Raw genomic sequence first — 17,211 nt, 5'->3', positions numbered from 1 at the left:
AGTCTACGGAAGGGATCGAGTAGAGTGAAGGTTAAATTGAAATGGATTTATAAAGGTAAGAAAACAGAAGCATTGGAATTTGAGTCAGCATGGGCAGCACAGGAGTCGATGGAAATTGTGATAGCTGACATTGAAAAAACAGGCCGTGTAAAAGAGTTAGTTGTTATTGATGAAATGGGTAATGAATGGACTCAGAAGGAATTTAGTAAACTGAAGGAAACGATTGAACAAGAGCCCCATGATATTGTTGTGTATTTTGATGGTGGGTTTGACTGGCACACTGGGACTGCGGGGTTAGGTGTAGTTATCTATTATCAAAAAAGTAATAAGAAATACCGCTTAAGGGTTAATCAGCAGATTAAAGAAATGGAGACGAATAACGAAGCGGAGTACGCGGCATTACACTTTGCGGTAATAAAATTGGAGGAAATGGGTGTGCATCATCTTCCTTGTACATTTAGAGGAGACGCACAAGGGGTATTAAAACAGTTAGAAGGTGTCTGGCCGTGTTATGAAGAAAATTTAAATGCTTGGCTTGACCGTATTGAAGATAAATTAGGTGATTTAGGAATCAAACCTACATACGAAGCCATTGGTCGAAATGAGAATAAGGAAGCTGATCGGCTTGCAACTCAAGCTTTAAATCGGGTGGAAATTTTTAGTGAAAAGGAAGTGTAAGGGGGGTTATCTGTACTATCAGGACAAAAGCTGGAATATTGGTGTGAATGCTGAAATAAGGCTGGGATTACCGAAAAGACAAAACGAATGCTGAAATATCAGCATAAATACCGAAATATCAACGTGAATGCTGAATACCATACTTATTTGCCAAATGATACAGGCCCCTTCTACATCTAAATAATTAAATAAACAATAACAGAAAGACAAACGGAAGTAATTCCCATTGCTATAAGTGGTCTTAGTGCTTTTGTTCTTAAATCGCTTAGACTTACATTAAGTCCGAGTCCTACCATTGCAGCTGTTAATAGCCATGTTGTAATTACGGATACCACATTCATAACACTATCAGACACTGGAATAGAATGACCAAGTACATAGCTACCTAAAATACTTAAAGCAATAAATCCTATTAAAAACCATGGAAATTCAATTTTAGCTTCAGGTTGCTCGGAATTTTTATTTTTACGCTTCATGATGTAAATAAAGACAAAGCATAATGGAACGAGTAAGAATACACGACCTAATTTTGCTAGTAGAGCAATTGCAAGTGCATCTTCACCTCCAGGGGCTGCTGCTAAAGCCACATGGGCAACTTCGTGTAAACTGCTTCCTGACCATACACCATAATCTACTGCTGAAATTGGTAAAAATGGCCGCAAAACCGTATAACCAATGGCGAATATTGTTCCCATCATTGCAATGATTCCGACCCCGATAGCAGTATCTTCATCCTTTGATTTTACAATCGGGGCAACAGCTGCAATTGCAGCGGCACCACATACTCCTGTCCCAACTCCTAATAAGAGGGAAATCATTTTGTCTGCTTTTAAAATCTTAGCAAGCCACAGTGTCAACCCAATAGCAAATATAATGACACCGGCATCTCGAACTAGTAAGTCTAATCCATCCTGAAGAACAATATCAATATTTAACTTAAGACCGTATAAAATAATTGCTGCTCGTAATAATCTTTTGGATGAAAATGTTATCCCTGACCGAATGACCTCAGGATAGCCAAAAATTTGCCGGTAAACAATCGCTATAATAATAGCACATGCTAATTGTCCAACATGATCAAATCCTGGTACCAGTGCTAATAAGAAACCTAGTAATGCAATGAAAAAAGTAAAAGCTACTCCACCAATCCATTTTTGAAAAGAAGCGGATTGCTGAGGGAGCTTTCCTTGTTTTTTGTTCTCTAAAGCCATTGAAACACCTCCTATATATAGGATAATAGATTATTTTTCATAAGGAAAATAAATCATTATAATAGTTATAATAAGTAAAATGATATAATGGCACAGAGGGACAATGGACCTGTCCCTCTGTCCCAAAAGGTAGGTGAATAGGTATTGGATCAACATTTACAAGTGTTTATAGCCGTGGCAGAAAAGCAAAACTTTTCTCGAGCAGCTGTGGAGCTTCATATGACACAACCGGCCGTGAGCCAATATATTCGTACGTTTGAAGATAACATTGGTGTAAGATTGCTTGAGCGAACTAATAAATATGTCCGACTTAATAAAGCAGGGGAAATTGTTTATCATCATGCTAAGGAAATAGTAGGACTTTATACGAAAATGCAAAATCTTGTCGATGATTTAGCAAATAAGGCAAGTGGTCCGCTTTCTATTGGTGCCAGCTATACGTTTGGTGAATATGTACTCCCACGAATAATCGCTAATTTGGTAAAAAATTATCCTGATATTCAACCTACTGTAACGATTGGGAATACAAATGATATAGCGGGTTTAGTGTCAATGCATCAAATAGACGTCGGAATTGTTGAAGGTCATTTTAAAGAAAAGCAATTAAGCGTGGAGGAATTTGCTGAGGATTCTATGGTGGTTGTTGCATCTTCAAATCACGCTTTGGCACAAAAGAAAGATAATGTAAACTTGAGAAATTTAGAGCAGGAAACATGGATCGTTCGAGAAAAAGGTTCTGGTACAAGGGAAGCTACTGAAAAAATGTTTCATCGTATTGGAATTTCACCTGTTAAATTAATGAATTTTGGCAGTACTCAGCCTATAAAAGAAGTGGTTGAAGCGGGCTTAGGGATTACTTTATTATCACAATGGGCTGTACAAAAGGAATTAAGGAATGGAGATTTAAAAATACTGGACATTAAAGCTCTCCCATTCACTCGTCAATTCTCGATTTTAACGAAAACTCCTTTTCAGACAAAAGCTTTGGAGGTTTTTATTGATCTATTACGTAATAATAAGATGTTGACGACTATAAAAAGTGTGAAAAGGTAATATAAAGCAAAACCACAGCCATATTACAAAGCTGTGGTATTGTGACTATACTTCAGATTTTAACTGTTCATTAGTAAACTTTACAAAATAATCCAGCGATTCAGGATTTCCTAATGAACCTTTATTGACTACTTTATCAACTGATTTACCCATTAGAATCTTCTTAATCGGAATCTCAAGCTTTTTCCCGTTTAATGTTTTTGGTATATCTGTTACTTGATAGATAGCTGTTGGGACATGTCTTGGTGAGCAGTGATCTCTAATTTGTTTCTTGATTTTCTTTTGGATTTCGTCTGATAGTTTTTCGTCATCTTTCATTACGACAAACAATGGAACAAACGAGTCTCCATTACTGCCTGGAATATCGACGATTAAACTATCAGATACTTGTTTAACTTGATCTACAGCACTATAGATTTCACTTGTACCAATACGAACGCCACCACGATTGATTGTTGCATCTGAACGTCCGTAAATAACACATGTATGACGATCTGTTACTTTTAAATAATCTCCATGTCGCCATACCCCTGGAAAGTCATCAAAATAGCTTTCATGTAAACGACTACCATCATCATCGTTCCAGAAATAGATTGGCATTGATGGGAATGGCTCAGTTAATACAAGTTCACCAACTTTTTCTATTTCAGGTTGTGCATTGTCATTGAAGCTCTCAATTTTGGCCCCAAGTCCTCGGCATTGGAGTTCTCCTGCATAAACAGGCAATATTGGTGAGCCTAAAATAAACGCGGTACAAACATCGGTTCCACCGCTTGCCGATGCGATCCAAAGATCTTTTTTCACATTTTCATAGCACCATAGAAACCCTTCTGGAGGTAATGGTGATCCTGTTGAACTGATATTTTTTAGATACTTGAGATCAAATTCATCTTTTGGTTTAATATCATCTTTCATACAACCAGTAATAAAGCTTGCACTTGTACCAAAGACAGTCATTTTCGTTTGTTCTGCAAACTTCCAGAGCATTTTTTTGTCAGGAAATCCAGGATTTCCGTCGTACAATATAATTGTACTGCCAGTAAGTAGACCACCAACAAGGAAATTCCACATCATCCAACCAGTTGTTGTAAACCAGAAAAAGCGATCATCTTCATTCAAATCAGCGTGGAAGGTTAATGCTTTTAGATGTTCAAGCAAAATGCCACCTTGACTCTGGACAATCGGCTTTGGTTTCCCAGTCGTACCTGAAGAGAATAACACCCAAAGTGGATCGTTAAATGGAACATGATTAAAAGTAAGATTTAGTTGCTCTGTACTAGCGGTAGCATCACTCCAAAGCGTTACATTCTTTAACCGGTCGCAGTCAGGGTTTTCATTCAAATAGGGTACAACAACCGTTGCTTCGAGTGTTGGGAGTTCAGCTTGAATATTTTCAATCACAGTTATACGATCAAAGTCTTTCCCTCCGAAACGATAGCCATCTACTGTAACCATCACTTTTGGCTCAATTTGTTTGAAGCGGTCAATCACACTTTGCGTTCCGAACTCAGGTGAAGCACTTGACCAAATCGCTCCAAGACTAGCAGTTGCCAGAAACGCTACGATAGATTCATAGACATTAGATACATAGGCAACGACACGATCGCCTTTTTTGACACCAAGCTGCTTTAATGTTTGTTGAAAAGCGGCAGTCTCTTGATATAGCTGTTCCCAAGTGATTTCGGACGTTTCTCTTATTTCTGAAGCATGAATGATAGCAGGTTTATTATTGTCTCGGTTTCTGAAGATGTGCTGTGTATAATTGATTGTTGCCTCTGGGAACCATCTTGCACCTGGCATCTTATGTGATGTTAGGACAGTTTTATATGGTTGTTTCGATTGGATATCGAAATATTCCCATATGGATTGCCAGAATGGTTCTATTTCATCTACAGACCATTTCCAGAGTGAATGATATTCTGTAAAGTGCAGGTTTTTATGCTGTTTTAACCAATTCATATAGTTATAGATATTTGATTTTTGTTTCCATTTTTCATTTGGTTCCCATAATAAAGTTCCTTCTTTTGTCTGACTCATCGTATCCCTCCTGAAATGGTAACTAGTTACTACTATTATATGAAACCGCTTTCGCTGTGTAAAGTTAATACAATGTCGTTGATACAATAGAAAACAGGCCCCGGTCCTACTTATTGCTGGGGCCTGTTTTCACGATTCAGCTAGTTTATCAGCAAATGCCTTAACATAAGGTGGTAGATCTGGAGGTCGACGGCTTGAAATGATATTTCCATCAACAACTACCGCTTCATCAATCCAAGTCGCACCCGCATTTACCATGTCATCTTTAATTCCAGGTGTACTTGTTACTTGTTTTCCATTTAAAATATCAGCTGATATGAGAACCCATCCAGCGTGGCAAATTTGTCCAATTGGTTTGTTGGCATCATTCATTACTTGGATGAACTCTAACACCTCTGGATATCTTCTTAATTTATCAGGTGCCCAACCACCAGGGACAAGAATTGCATCATAGTCCGAAACTTGAATATCTGAAAAAGCGTATGTAGATTCTGCCGGGACACCGTATTTGCCTACATATTTCTTCTTTGCTTCTATACCAACTAAATGGACTTCAGCACCTTCTTCTTGCAGGCGCAATACTGGATACCAAAGTTCAAGGTCTTCAAAATCATTCTCAATGAGAGCAATTACTTTTTTATCTTTCAATCGCATGTATATCCCTCCGTACTTCGATATACTTAGTTTATCATAGTAAATTTGTGATTGAAAAAAATTTGGCGACCTATTCCCCTTTGTATTCAGCGAATTTGACAAACGTATTTTCATCTTCAACTAGACCACAAACGCCACATTGTATCTTGTAGTCCGGTCCATTGTAGGCGATATGAAAAACTTCAATAGGATCATTCGTATAGTCGTTAATAATTTCACCTGACTGAGAATCTAATTTTACTGGTTTTGCCACCTGTTCAATAATATTAAATCTTGAACGATTTGTTTTGCAATTTGGACACCGATATGCATGGCTCATTATAAACACCTCCAATACTATTATTTCCTGTATTGGTTTTCTTTATGAATATTGATGTGAAAATAAGAAGTATGTGACAATAACCACTATTTTTTATATTGGGGGGTGAGGTGAATCGGTGTAGAATGTCACGATTGTTTTTGAATCGACTTATTATTTGCGCTGCAATTGTAACATGTTATCGTTTTGCATACTCAGGTATAGGCAGAGGGAATAAATATTTAAGTATATTAACGTGGGTATTGCGGTACTTTTTATCCGTTAAGTTGAAACCATTTTTTTACTTTGGAAAATAACGAACTAGTTTCTTCAATTGTATCCTTGACTACTTCTTCTTCCATAAAAATATTTTCTTTATCGATTGCATGATCATATGTCAATACGGCACCTATATCGGTTTTGCTGTCTTCGTTTGTAATAATTGTATAAGGGACATTGTATTTGTTTGCTAATGCTTTTTCTTCGTTTATAAATTTATAAGCAATGTGTCCATTAAATAATAATTTGGCATCCCTGTTTTCTTTCATTGCTTCTTCTAACACGTTTAATCCTTTATCTGACATTACTTGTCCTTTTGTGAGAGCAATTACAATTCGCTCCCTTAGCGTTCCTAAAAATGTATTTCGTTCATTTTGTTTTGGTAGACGTTTTCCATATATTCCTTCGTTTAAATAATCTTCGGTATTTTTCCCTGCCATCTAGAACACCTCAATTTATTGGTTCCTTCAATTGTATGTAGTTATATCGATATGTGCAATTAAAAGAGGGTTATTTGTCTTAAAAGCGAAATACTTATTAAGCTAAAAAACGAAGTGGAGTGTTAGGTTTTGATTGTTTATTTATGCTGGTTAACCATTTGTTCCGCCGTTTTATACCATTGGTTGGCAATTTATCTTAAGATAAAAGTTGCTAAATTTATTTTAAAGCCCGGTACTATGGTGCTGATTATTATATTGGCTATTTATGGATCCGCATTTGACTCAACGTTTAGCAGGTGGGTTGTTTTAGGATTGGTATTATCGTTATTTGGAGACGTGTTTTTAATGATGAAGGAAAAATGGTTTGTATATGGATTAGCAAGTTTCTTGATTGCTCATTTATTTTATATTGTTGGGTTTTGGCGTGTTTTTGAAATGGATATTACCACTTTAACATCTATGCTTACAGGTAGTGTGCTATTTGTTTTTGGTATTTGTTTTTTCTTATTTTTATCTAAGCCAATTAAGAAAAACGGAGGTACTAAATTATCGATTGCAGTAGCTTTTTATATAGCTGTAATTTCAACAATGGTTTGGAGTGCGTGTTTAGTTGGAATTGATATTCTTATTTTTGCATCGCTTTTATTTTATATTTCTGATGCTGTCCTGGCGTTAAATCGATTTAAAAAACCATTTTCAAATGCGGAAAACATTGTCATGTCTACTTATTTTACGTCCCAACTATTATTCGCATGGAGTATTATCTAAAATAGGTGGCTGTCAAAAAGGCAGGTATTAGCCATTTTGACAGCCGTTTAAATTATTTTCGTTTTGCTCGTTTATCTGCTGACTGACTTCTCATTTGTGCTTCTTTATCGTCATGGTCAGCAAACTCCTCGGAAAATTCAATGTCTCTTCCGTCAGACTGTATTTCATATTTTGGCGTTTGCGCAAGTCGACTTCTTTTACCTTTTGAATGGTTGTGTTCATCTCTTCCCATGTTATCCACCACCTTATGGTCATAGTTATCACAAGAATAGTATGTGAAATTTACTATATTTCATGTGTCAAAACCGGCTATTTGCTTTTCGGAAAATTGACAGGTTACAGGTACAAATTTACAATCAATAAGGATACGCTTTTTTTTGAATGTGGATTAGGAAAGGATAAAGAGAAATGAGCAAAGAACGAGATGTTAAACAGGTTTTAGTCGAATATTTACTAATTATTGTGGGTGCTACCCTTGTAGCTTTATCTTATAATATATTTTTATTACCATCGAAACTTGCAGCAGGAGGCCTTTCGGGTATCAGTACAATTCTATATGAAATGTATGATTTAAGTCCTGCTTACACACAATTTTTAATGAATATACCAATATTTATAATTGGTTGGCTTACGTTGGGTAAGGATTTTAGTGGAAAAACGTTAGTCGGAACTTTTTGGGTTCCGTTTATGATTTGGGTTACAGCGGATGTGCCGTACACCATTACAAATCCTCTCTTAGGTGCACTTTACGGCGGGATAGTTCTTGGTGTGGGCCTTGGTGTTGTATATAAAGGAAATGGTTCCACAGGTGGAACTGCAGCAATCGCACAGATTGTGAAAAAGTTTACTGGTATATCTAGTGGGTATTCACAATTAATAGTAGATGGTTTTGTTGTAATTTCATCTATTATTGTATTTAATTTGGAGCTTACATTATTCGCCTTAATGTGTATCTATGTTACAAGTAAAGTGATTGATATTGTTCAATTACGTACATCGTCAACAAAGCTGATTCTAATCATCACAGAGGAAGAAGAAAGGATCCAATCCTTAATTAAAAATGGAATTGATCGAGGTTTAACGAAGGTACGATCAGTTGGAGGTTATTCAAATAAGGATAAAACAATGATTTTATGTGTAGCTGAACAGTCCGAAGCGGTTTATTTAAAGCGCGTTCTTCAACAGGAAGAGCCCTCTACCTTTGTAATATTCATTAACGCATCAGAAATTTTGGGAAGAGGATTCTCGTTGGATAAATATTATGGACAAAAGCTGTAAGTAAGATAAAAAACGCCTCTGTTAAGTGGGCGTTTTTTATAAACCCCATAAAAACATCAACCCCAAATCAGATACCACTTTCTCCGAATTAAAATGGTATTCTCCTAGTAAATTAATTAATATGTTCCCAGCCTAAAGGTGACATATGGTACTTAGTGAATGGGTGTTAGCATCTTTTATTAAAATAAAACTGAAAAAAATACATCACTATTTAAAGAAAAGCATAAGTAAGGCAACCTTATTTATCACACCAAGATGCCTTACTACTGTATACAAATATTAAATTTACTAAAAGAAAGTACCAATTAGATAACCAACAGAAATTAGGAAAATATCGCTGAATAGGCTAAACCGTTTTATTATCCTCCTCTATAGCTATAACTTCCCTTGCTGCTTCTATGAAAGATAATATGATTGGTGAAAGCCACTTGTCTTTATGCCATGCCATATGTGTATATACGTGCAAGTCCGGAATTTGCCATGGAAGAGCAACAAGTTCACCCCGTTCAACTTCGGCTTCCACTGTTATTTCGGGAAGAAAGGCAATGCCGATTTTCGTAATTGCACATTGTTTAATGGCTTCGGCATTTTGAAACTCTAAATAAGTAATATCATCAATGCCCTTTTTCTCAAATGACCGGTCAAACATGGTTCGATAGGTACAACCTTTTTCATTGACCAGGAACACTTCTCCGTGAAAATCTTCCAGCTGTAGAACAGTTAGTTTAGCGAGAGGATGGTCTGGAGCGACGAAAAAGCGGAAAGTTTCTTCTAGTAACAGTTCCACTGTAAGCCTCGTTGAGAGAATGGTTTCGTCTAGCATAAAAACGACATCCGCGGTTCCCTCAAAGAGCGTTTGCTTGAGTTCCTGATTTGGAACAGAGCGGAAGATGAGACGAACTCCTGGATAGCGTGAACGAAATAGCTGGAAGACAGTTGGAAGACGATAGGCGCAAAGAACCTCGTTGGCACTTATCGTTAGGGTGCCGCTTAGATTTTCATCGTCATGAACGGCACTGCGAGCCTCGTCCAATTTGTCTAAAATACTTTGGACATGAGTTAAAAAGCGCTTACCCGCAGTTGTGAGCATGAGTTGTTTGCCCAATCGGTCAAAGAGGCGAACACCAAGCTCATCCTCCAATGCTTTTATTTGCATCGTGACGTTGGAGGGAACGTAATTCAAAACCTCCGCAGCCCGACTAAAATTTAAAGTTGAAGCAACCGTGCGGAACGTATTTAATTGGCGCAATTCCATCATACAACCCCCATTTTAGTTTCAATATTATTGAATACTACTTTGAATTTTATTCACTTTTATTGAGGTTACCACAGGTTTATACTAACAACAAGAAATGCATTTAAAATTTTTAGGTTTCATTTTGAAGGGGGCAGTAATACAATGGATTACGAAATTTTTGATTTGGGTGACGTTACCTTGGAATCAGGAGGGATACTACCGAACGCTTTTCTTGCTTATAAGACTTATGGGAAATTGAATGAAGAGAAAGATAATGTTATCGTCTATCCAACAGCTTTTGGTGACCAACATGTTCAAAATGAATGGTTAATTGGAAACGGCATGGCACTAGATCCGCAGAAATATTTTATTATTATTCCAAATCTAGTGGGAAACGGATTATCTTCGTCTCCTAGTAACACGCCTCCTCCATTCGACAGGGCTAATTTTCCGCAAGTAACCATCTATGACAACGTTAAATTCCAATATAGGCTGGTGACTGAAAAATTCGGCATTCAAAAGATTGCACTCGTAGTTGGATGGTCAATGGGAGGCATTCAATCATTCCAATGGGGGGCAAGTTACCCCGACATGGTGGAACGAATTGCACCTTTCTGCGGAGGTGCAAAGACTTGGCCACAAACGTATGTGGTCCTTGACGGAATGAAAGCTGCGCTCATGGCTGCAATTGGCTTCGATTCAAATAAATTAAACCAGTTGACATCTGCAGACATGCGCACCGTTGGCCGTTTTTATGCGGGATGGGGCCTATCACAGGCGTATTACAGAGAGGAACTTTATCGTGATATGGGATTTGATTCATTAGAAGATTTTGTGGCTGGCGTTTGGGAAGATAGCTTTATGAAGATGGATCCGCACAATGTCCTCGCCATGTTATGGACAGGCCAAAATGCGGATATTAGTGCAAATCCTGTCTATAATAGAGATTTCGATGAGGCGCTTAAAAACATTAAAGCGCTAGCCTTCGTCATGCCAGGGAGTACGGATCTCTTCTGCACTTCGGACGATAACGAATACGAGGCTAAGCTTATACCTAATGCTGTTTTTAATCCTATCGAATCTATCTGGGGCCATTTTGCCGGTCGCGGAATCAATAATGTCGATAATAAATTTATAGATGACAATCTAAAACGCTTGTTGTCGCTTAATCCAAACAGATAAATAATTATTAGTAATTAATTCGGAAGAAAATGTACAACAAAAAAATAAGTCTACACTTTATCAAAAGCCAAAAAGTGAAGTGAAGAAAAAAGCTTAATTTCTCTGCATTTAATTGAGAAATTAGGCTTTTTTAATATTGAAAATTCCTTAACGTTGTAAATTCGCATTTTCCTGACGCTACCCCAATTAATGTGCATAGTTTTTTCAGATAATGGAAACTTATAAAAAAGCACAATGAACCATATAAATAAGAATAAATAAAATAGGAGGGAATACCATGCCATTAAATGTTACGCAAAAGTTAATAAAGGAGCACTTGGTTTCTGGTGAAATGGTTCCTGGAACGGAAATAGGAATTAAAATTGACCAAACCTTAACACAAGATGCAACAGGAACCTTGGTTATGCTGGAACTAGAAGCAATGGAATTGGATCGTGCGAAAACCGAAGCGTCCTGTCAATATGTTGATCATAATCTAATTCAAGTAGATAGTAAGAACCCTGATGATCACCTATTCTTGCTAAGTGCAACACAGCGATTTGGCCTATATTATAGTCGTCCTGGTAATGGAGTAAGTCATCCTGTTCATATGCAGCGTTTAGCTAAGCCTGGAAAAACATTGCTCGGCTCGGACAGTCATACATGTGCCAATGGGTGTATGGGTATGCTGGCAATGGGTGCTGGTGGTATTGATGTAGCTTTAGCGATTGCTGGAGAGCCTTTTTATGTGAAGATGCCCAAGGTATGGGGAGTGAAATTAACAGGAGAACTTCCTGAGTGGGTCAGTGCGAAAGATGTTATTTTTGAAATGCTTCGTAAATATGATGTCAAAGGCGGAGTAGGTAAGGTAATTGAATACTACGGTCCTGGTGTTGAAAGTTTAAGTGCAATGGATCGACATGTAATTGCAAATATGGGGGCTGAACTTGGGGCAACGGGAACTGTGTTTCCATCGGATAAAGAAATTAAGCGTTTTTTAAAGGAACAGGAGCGTGAAGAAGATTGGATAGAATTAGTAGCAGATAAGGATGCAACATACGACATCCATGAAGAAATTAATTTGTCCGAGCTTGAACCGTTAATTGCAAAACCATCTAGTCCCGGAAATGTTGTACCGGTTACCGAGGTTGCTGGTACACCGATATATCAATCCTATATAGGGTCATCTGCAAACCCTGGATTTCGAGATTTCGCGATCGCAGCTGAAATTGTTAAGGATAAACAAATAGCTGATGGGGTATCTTTTGATATTAATCCAACATCAAGGCAAATGCTAACAGATTTAGTAAAAGAAACTTATGTTGCAAGTCTACTTCAAGCTGGAGGACGTTTACATCAAGCTGGATGTAACGGATGTATTGGCATGGGGCAGGCTCCAGCAACCGGTCGAAATAGCTTACGTACAACACCACGTAACTTCCCTGGTCGTTCAGGAACTAAAGAAGATAGTGTCTTTTTGTGCAGTCCAGAAACTGCCGCAGCATCTGTATTAACAGGGAAAATTACAGATCCACGTACACTTGATATTAAATATCCGAGGATCAAGGAACCAAAAAATCCAACGATTGATGATAAGTTGCTGGATAAGCCTTTACCACTTGAAGAAGCGAGAAAGGTTGAATTACACAAAGGTCCAAATATCGCATCGATCCCCAAAATGGATGAAATGCCTGATAAGCTTGAAGTTCCAATTCTTCTAAAAATGGGTGATAACATTTCTACTGATGAAATACTTGCGGGTGGTGCCCGTGTACTCCCATTTCGCAGTAATTTACCGGAAATCAGTAAGTTTTCCTTTGAGATTATTGATACAACGTATTACAAACGCGGAAAGGAAACTGTTGATAAAGGTGGCCATGCTATTGTTGGCGGTTTTAACTATGGTCAAGGTTCGAGTCGTGAACATGCTGCATTAGCACCGAGATACCTTGGGTTGCGCGTTGCTTTAGTAAAAGACTTTGCTCGAATCCACTGGCAAAACCTTGTAAACTTTGGCGTATTACCACTAACATTCGTCAATGAAGAAGACTATGATTTGTTGGAACAAGGGGATGTATTAGTACTTACTGATTTGAAAAATAAAATAAAACAAGGTAATGAATTCACGATAAGCATAAAAGATAAAGACCATCAAATAACAGTTCAACATCTACTTTCTGAACGTCAAGTTGAGATTATGTTAAAAGGTGGAATCATAAATTGGGTGAAAGACCGACAAAAGAAAACAATATAAAGATAGGAGGATTACAAAATGGTTGATCGAGAAAATACATGTAAAGCCTGCGAGGGTACTGGAATGTTGGCAGATGATGAAGGATGGCAATATAGATGCAGTGTTTGTGGTGGGGATGGATCATACAGTGAACAACCAACACGAATAATGGAAGTTGACGAAATGAACCGGTTATTGGATTAGAAATTAAAAGCTCTTTTCGCATAGTTTGTTGCTATTTATAGAAACTGCGACATAACTCAAAATTATGTTTGGCACTCTGTGATCGCTGTATATCATTTTATAACATTCACCATTTAACTTCAGTGATTGGAGCGTAGAGGACGACTTCCCGAAGCGGAAATCACGTTGCTGTTACGTCGCGTTTTTTTCAACTATTAAATAAGATGCAGCATGTGAGAACAAAACAATCTTTTAGAAAACAGTCCAATAAAAAAAGAAATCAGGGAGGTTGACCTCACCTGATTTCTTTTTTACTTATTTTTATTAGCATCTTTTCCGTAAATATATTTCGATGCATCAACTGGTTTCCAATCTTCTGTTGGTGTATAGAAACGTAATAAATCACCATAAAGAACATCATCTGAAAGTTCTAATTCATGTCCAACCCTGTCTCTCATTTCTTTCATTTGTTTTGTTGGCTCAAGTTTTTCGCCGGTTTTCGTATCATAATAGGTTCCTTCTATCAGACTATATTCTGGCGTGATAAAGTCACCATTACGGAATGGTACAAATTCTTTGTGTCCTTTTGAAAACATGTCTGTACCAAATTGAATATAATTCTGTGCATTGATACCCATTAAATGCAGCAATGTCGGCATTACATCAATTTGTCCTGAATATTCATGAACAGTACCTTTTCCATCAACACCTGGTATTTTAATCATAAATGGCACACGTTGTAATTGTGCACTCTTGTAATCTGTAATTTCTTCACCTGTAATTTGTTTCATGGCACGATTATGGTTTTCTGAGATACCATAATGGTCACCGTAAATCATGATAATTGAGTCTTCGTAAAGTCCTGATTCTTTTAAGTCCTTAAAGAATTGTTCCAATGATTCATCCAAATATCTTGCTGTTTGGAAGTAGCGATCAACAGATGGATCACCAGTTTCCGCAGGCTCAATAGTTGCATCTTCTGGATCGATTTTATATGGATGATGATGTGTAAGAGTCATCATGTGTGCATAAAATGGCTGATCCAATGATTCAAGTAATGGCATTGATTCTTCAAAAAACGGTTTATCTTTTAGTCCATAATTGATTACTTTTTCTTCACTCATATCGTAATAGCTAGAATCAAAGAATTTATCGATACCCAATTCTTTATAAATCTCATCACGATTCCAAAAAGATTTATTATCACCGTGTAAAACAGCTGATGTGTAATCCTGCTGTTGTTTTAGTATAGCTGGTAATGCTTGGTACGTGTTATTACCTTTTGTTACAAATGCTGCGCCCTGTGGTAACCCGTACAATGAGTTATCAAGAATTAACTCGGCATCAGCAGTTTTCCCTTGCTCTGTTTGATGGAAAAAATTGTCAAAGTACGTAAAATCTTTGCTTTGATCATGCACTAATGAATTTAAGAATGGTGTTACTTCTTCACCGTGTAGTTTGTAATCAATCAAAAATGATTGAAATGATTCTAGATGAATCTTAATGATATTTTTACCTTCACCGACACCAAAAAGTTCTGGGTTTGGCTCGGCGTATTTATTTTTCGTATAATTTTCTACTTCCGTTAAATCACTACTATCCGCAAGAACACGTTGAGTAGATGAACGCATTGTTTGAACGGCGTCATAGATTGCGAAATTATATGATCCCAAGTATTTCACAATATAATTACGGTCAAAAGTTCGTTCTAATAGTTGTGGACGGTCAATTTCTGCTAAGCCTAAGTTTACTGTAAAAGCTATGACACCTGCTGCCAAAACAGTCATAGGTCTTCTAATTTGCATACGATCCGTTGACCAATTTTTCCTACTCCAAATAAATAAAGCGATAAGAACAATAATGTCCACAGCGTAAAATAAGTCATGCCAAGCTACTAAACTAGCAACACTACCGCCTATGCTACCAAAATTGTCTGTTTGGGTAAGTGTAGGCAATGTTATAAAATCGGTATTAAAACGGTAAAATACGACATTTGCGTATACAAGAAAGCTCATTAAACTATCAATGAGAATAATCCACAAGCCTACTTTTCTACCTTTTGCAAATAACCCTAAGCCGAGAAATATTGCTGCCGAGCTAAGTGGATTAAAGAATAATAGAAATTGCTGTAACGCATTTTGAATGTCTAAATTGAATTCGAATAAATATATTAGATAGGTTTTTAGCCAGAGCAAGACTACTGCAAGACTGAAGAACCCCATTTTAGAAGAAATAACTTTCTTCATATTTTTTCACCTCTATAATTTTTGCCTTATATATCAAAGCTGTATTATAGCGTATATAAGACGATAATGCAAGGGGTATTTTGTACTATGCAGTTATTGTTAAGCGGAGAGTGGTATCCGGGGGATAAAGAGGTTTTGTGGGACGAAGGGACTGACCCCTTGTCCCACGCCATTAGTCTTAATGTGGCATTGTTCCTTGAATCGGTGCGTAACTGTTTTGGAAAGCTTGCATGTCTTGTTGTTGTAATTTAGGAACTTGATAATAGTGATTTTTGTTTTGGTATAAAAATACTTCATAAGCCATTTCAATCATATTAGGAACACTATCTGCAAATAGACGTCGCATGACAGGGTTTGTCATTTCTAATGCTGTCATTGTAAACGCAGAGGCACAAGATTTTAATTGTCCTAACATGAAACCAGAAATACATTGATCATTTATTTCAGTTACATTTTGACTTGGAGTTTTTGGTGCTGATGGCTGCATTCCATATATGACATTATTATCCTGTTGCATTTCGTACGATTGAGTTGGAATAGCAGGGTCTTGACCAGTCTTAAATGTTTCAACAAGTGAGTTGTACAGTTGATTACAAAATGTACGATGTTGTTGCATCATTGTTTTAAGTTCTGGATCTTGAACATGCTGCTCGTATAATAAATAATGCTCCATTCCACCTACTAATGTTGAAAAGGCTTCATGCGCATCGAACATATCATGCCCACCATAATGCTGTCCGGGAGGCATCTGTGATGTGCCTTGTAAGTTTTGTTGCTGATTCTGATTTTGATTTAGCATCTATATTTAACCCTCCTTGGAATTATAATCACCGTTATTTTGGACCAATTTGTTCATTCTATACATATGTTTACTGTTAATTTGAAAAGTAGAAGCAGAATAGAAGTAACTCAATATTGTTCAAACGTTTGATTAACTTCCTAGCGATTTTTTAAACTTCTCCACCTTTGGTATGGATTCATCGATTAATTGTTTGAGTTTAACTACATCCGGACTATCTTTCTTAATCTCGTCAAAAAGGGGATATAGACTGCTTTCGATATTGTTATATTCCTCTGGATTTGTTTCTTCTACTTGTTTTTCAATTTGATCCCAGTTTTCTGCAACCATTTTTCCAGTTGATTGTATTTTTTTCGTTTCGCTAGGCGAATTTTCTACCGTTGTTTTTAATTTTTCTAATGACACTAAGACCTTATCCAATCCACTGGTTAAATCGGGTGAAATGGTATTGCCTGCTTCCTTAGATACTTCACTTGTCTTAAATTCATTCGTTTCTTGATTCTTTTGTCCCTGCTCTTTTTGTGACTGTTCATCGTTACTTGCACCACACGCAGCCAATAGTAATACCATAACAACTAATGCAAAATAAAGTGTGTTTTTCATTTTAAGAAACCTCCAAAATTGGATTTATTTGTTTAGTATGTTATTTTTTATCA

Annotated in this window: 17 protein-coding genes; 7 read left to right on the top strand and 10 right to left on the bottom strand. The window is 37.0% G+C overall.

Features of this window, described 5'->3' with window-relative positions; translation table 11 throughout:
* Positions 1 to 24: 24 nt before the first annotated feature.
* Entirely contained in the window at positions 25 to 678 is a 654-nt protein-coding gene (locus CS937_RS01045; RefSeq protein ID WP_245835667.1) for a reverse transcriptase-like protein, read from the top strand.
* Between the two features lie 176 nt (positions 679 to 854).
* Here CS937_RS01045 and CS937_RS01040 read toward each other — a convergent pair whose 3' ends face one another.
* The gene (locus CS937_RS01040) at positions 855 to 1,889 is read right to left on the bottom strand and encodes a YeiH family protein (RefSeq protein ID WP_099156635.1); all 1,035 of its coding nucleotides are present in this window, start codon (positions 1,887 to 1,889) and stop codon (positions 855 to 857) included.
* 144 nt (positions 1,890 to 2,033) lie between these two features.
* On the opposite strand from CS937_RS01040, the gene CS937_RS01035 reads away from it, so the two are divergent.
* Entirely contained in the window at positions 2,034 to 2,942 is a 909-nt protein-coding gene (locus tag CS937_RS01035; protein ID WP_099156634.1) for a LysR family transcriptional regulator, read from the top strand.
* Positions 2,943 to 2,987: 45 nt separating this feature from the next.
* Here CS937_RS01035 and CS937_RS01030 read toward each other — a convergent pair whose 3' ends face one another.
* The 4 genes from CS937_RS01030 to CS937_RS01015 form a co-directional block, all read right to left on the bottom strand.
* Entirely contained in the window at positions 2,988 to 4,979 is a 1,992-nt protein-coding gene (locus CS937_RS01030; protein ID WP_099156633.1) for an acetoacetate--CoA ligase, read from the bottom strand.
* Between the two features lie 129 nt (positions 4,980 to 5,108).
* Positions 5,109 to 5,633 (bottom strand): type 1 glutamine amidotransferase domain-containing protein, encoded by a 525-nt coding sequence (locus CS937_RS01025; RefSeq protein ID WP_099156632.1) that lies wholly within the window; start codon positions 5,631 to 5,633, stop codon positions 5,109 to 5,111.
* A 70-nt stretch (positions 5,634 to 5,703) separates the two neighbouring features.
* On the bottom strand, positions 5,704 to 5,952 hold the full coding sequence (locus tag CS937_RS01020; RefSeq protein ID WP_099156631.1) for a DNA alkylation repair protein: 249 nt from the start codon (positions 5,950 to 5,952) through the stop codon (positions 5,704 to 5,706).
* Between the two features lie 254 nt (positions 5,953 to 6,206).
* Entirely contained in the window at positions 6,207 to 6,650 is a 444-nt protein-coding gene (locus tag CS937_RS01015) for a YueI family protein (protein WP_099156630.1), read from the bottom strand.
* A gap of 129 nt (positions 6,651 to 6,779) precedes the next feature.
* Between CS937_RS01015 and CS937_RS01010 the strand changes: the two genes are divergently transcribed.
* Positions 6,780 to 7,418, top strand: coding sequence for a lysoplasmalogenase (locus CS937_RS01010; RefSeq protein ID WP_099156629.1), 639 nt, complete (start codon positions 6,780 to 6,782; stop codon positions 7,416 to 7,418).
* Positions 7,419 to 7,470: 52 nt separating this feature from the next.
* Here the strand turns inward: CS937_RS01010 and CS937_RS01005 are convergent, their stop codons facing one another.
* The gene (locus CS937_RS01005; RefSeq protein WP_099156628.1) at positions 7,471 to 7,650 is read right to left on the bottom strand and encodes a YfhD family protein; all 180 of its coding nucleotides are present in this window, start codon (positions 7,648 to 7,650) and stop codon (positions 7,471 to 7,473) included.
* Between the two features lie 176 nt (positions 7,651 to 7,826).
* On the opposite strand from CS937_RS01005, the gene CS937_RS01000 reads away from it, so the two are divergent.
* Entirely contained in the window at positions 7,827 to 8,696 is an 870-nt protein-coding gene (locus CS937_RS01000) for a YitT family protein (RefSeq protein ID WP_099156627.1), read from the top strand.
* 346 nt (positions 8,697 to 9,042) lie between these two features.
* On the opposite strand, the gene CS937_RS00995 is transcribed toward CS937_RS01000, so the two are convergent.
* A complete protein-coding gene (locus tag CS937_RS00995) occupies positions 9,043 to 9,951 on the bottom strand; it encodes a LysR family transcriptional regulator (RefSeq protein ID WP_099156626.1) in 909 nt (302 codons plus the stop codon).
* Between the two features lie 144 nt (positions 9,952 to 10,095).
* On the opposite strand from CS937_RS00995, the gene CS937_RS00990 reads away from it, so the two are divergent.
* From CS937_RS00990 to CS937_RS19280, 3 genes are all read left to right on the top strand, one after another.
* Entirely contained in the window at positions 10,096 to 11,115 is a 1,020-nt protein-coding gene (locus tag CS937_RS00990; RefSeq protein ID WP_099156625.1) for an alpha/beta fold hydrolase, read from the top strand.
* A 277-nt stretch (positions 11,116 to 11,392) separates the two neighbouring features.
* Positions 11,393 to 13,348, top strand: coding sequence for an aconitate hydratase (locus CS937_RS00985; protein ID WP_099156624.1), 1,956 nt, complete (start codon positions 11,393 to 11,395; stop codon positions 13,346 to 13,348).
* Between the two features lie 18 nt (positions 13,349 to 13,366).
* The gene (locus CS937_RS19280) at positions 13,367 to 13,531 is read left to right on the top strand and encodes a hypothetical protein (RefSeq protein WP_176555699.1); all 165 of its coding nucleotides are present in this window, start codon (positions 13,367 to 13,369) and stop codon (positions 13,529 to 13,531) included.
* A gap of 290 nt (positions 13,532 to 13,821) precedes the next feature.
* On the opposite strand, the gene ltaS is transcribed toward CS937_RS19280, so the two are convergent.
* The 3 genes from ltaS to CS937_RS00970 form a co-directional block, all read right to left on the bottom strand.
* The gene (gene ltaS / locus CS937_RS00980; protein ID WP_099156623.1) at positions 13,822 to 15,756 is read right to left on the bottom strand and encodes a lipoteichoic acid synthase; all 1,935 of its coding nucleotides are present in this window, start codon (positions 15,754 to 15,756) and stop codon (positions 13,822 to 13,824) included.
* Between the two features lie 178 nt (positions 15,757 to 15,934).
* Positions 15,935 to 16,555 carry a spore coat protein gene (locus CS937_RS00975; protein ID WP_099156622.1) on the bottom strand — a complete coding sequence of 207 codons (621 nt, stop codon included), beginning with the start codon at positions 16,553 to 16,555 and terminating at the stop codon, positions 15,935 to 15,937.
* A gap of 132 nt (positions 16,556 to 16,687) precedes the next feature.
* Positions 16,688 to 17,158: a hypothetical protein gene (locus CS937_RS00970; RefSeq protein WP_099156621.1), complete on the bottom strand. Its 471-nt coding sequence runs from the start codon at positions 17,156 to 17,158 to the stop codon at positions 16,688 to 16,690.
* Positions 17,159 to 17,211 lie beyond the last annotated feature (53 nt).

The sequence above is a fragment of the Virgibacillus ndiopensis genome, assembly GCF_900187325.1.
Classification (GTDB): Bacteria; Bacillota; Bacilli; order Bacillales; family Amphibacillaceae; genus Virgibacillus_E; species Virgibacillus_E ndiopensis.
Note: the sequence above shows the minus strand (reverse complement) of the source record. Positions and strands in the feature narration are given on the sequence as shown.

Bases quoted from the DNA above. Each gene is read 5' to 3' on its own strand.
- ltaS (WP_099156623.1), bottom strand. From the start codon at position 15,756: ATGAAGAAAGTTATTTCTTCTAAAATGGGGTTCTTCAGTCTTGCAGTA.
- CS937_RS00975 (WP_099156622.1), bottom strand. From the start codon at position 16,555: ATGCTAAATCAAAATCAGAATCAGCAACAAAACTTACAAGGCACATCA.
- CS937_RS00970 (WP_099156621.1), bottom strand. From the start codon at position 17,158: ATGAAAAACACACTTTATTTTGCATTAGTTGTTATGGTATTACTATTG.
- CS937_RS01000 (WP_099156627.1), top strand. From the start codon at position 7,827: ATGAGCAAAGAACGAGATGTTAAACAGGTTTTAGTCGAATATTTACTA.
- CS937_RS00990 (WP_099156625.1), top strand. From the start codon at position 10,096: ATGGATTACGAAATTTTTGATTTGGGTGACGTTACCTTGGAATCAGGA.
- CS937_RS00985 (WP_099156624.1), top strand. From the start codon at position 11,393: ATGCCATTAAATGTTACGCAAAAGTTAATAAAGGAGCACTTGGTTTCT.
- CS937_RS00995 (WP_099156626.1), bottom strand. From the start codon at position 9,951: ATGGAATTGCGCCAATTAAATACGTTCCGCACGGTTGCTTCAACTTTA.
- CS937_RS01005 (WP_099156628.1), bottom strand. From the start codon at position 7,650: ATGGGAAGAGATGAACACAACCATTCAAAAGGTAAAAGAAGTCGACTT.
- CS937_RS01025 (WP_099156632.1), bottom strand. From the start codon at position 5,633: ATGCGATTGAAAGATAAAAAAGTAATTGCTCTCATTGAGAATGATTTT.
- CS937_RS01020 (WP_099156631.1), bottom strand. From the start codon at position 5,952: ATGAGCCATGCATATCGGTGTCCAAATTGCAAAACAAATCGTTCAAGA.
- CS937_RS01040 (WP_099156635.1), bottom strand. From the start codon at position 1,889: ATGGCTTTAGAGAACAAAAAACAAGGAAAGCTCCCTCAGCAATCCGCT.
- CS937_RS19280 (WP_176555699.1), top strand. From the start codon at position 13,367: ATGGTTGATCGAGAAAATACATGTAAAGCCTGCGAGGGTACTGGAATG.
- CS937_RS01015 (WP_099156630.1), bottom strand. From the start codon at position 6,650: ATGGCAGGGAAAAATACCGAAGATTATTTAAACGAAGGAATATATGGA.
- CS937_RS01030 (WP_099156633.1), bottom strand. From the start codon at position 4,979: ATGAGTCAGACAAAAGAAGGAACTTTATTATGGGAACCAAATGAAAAA.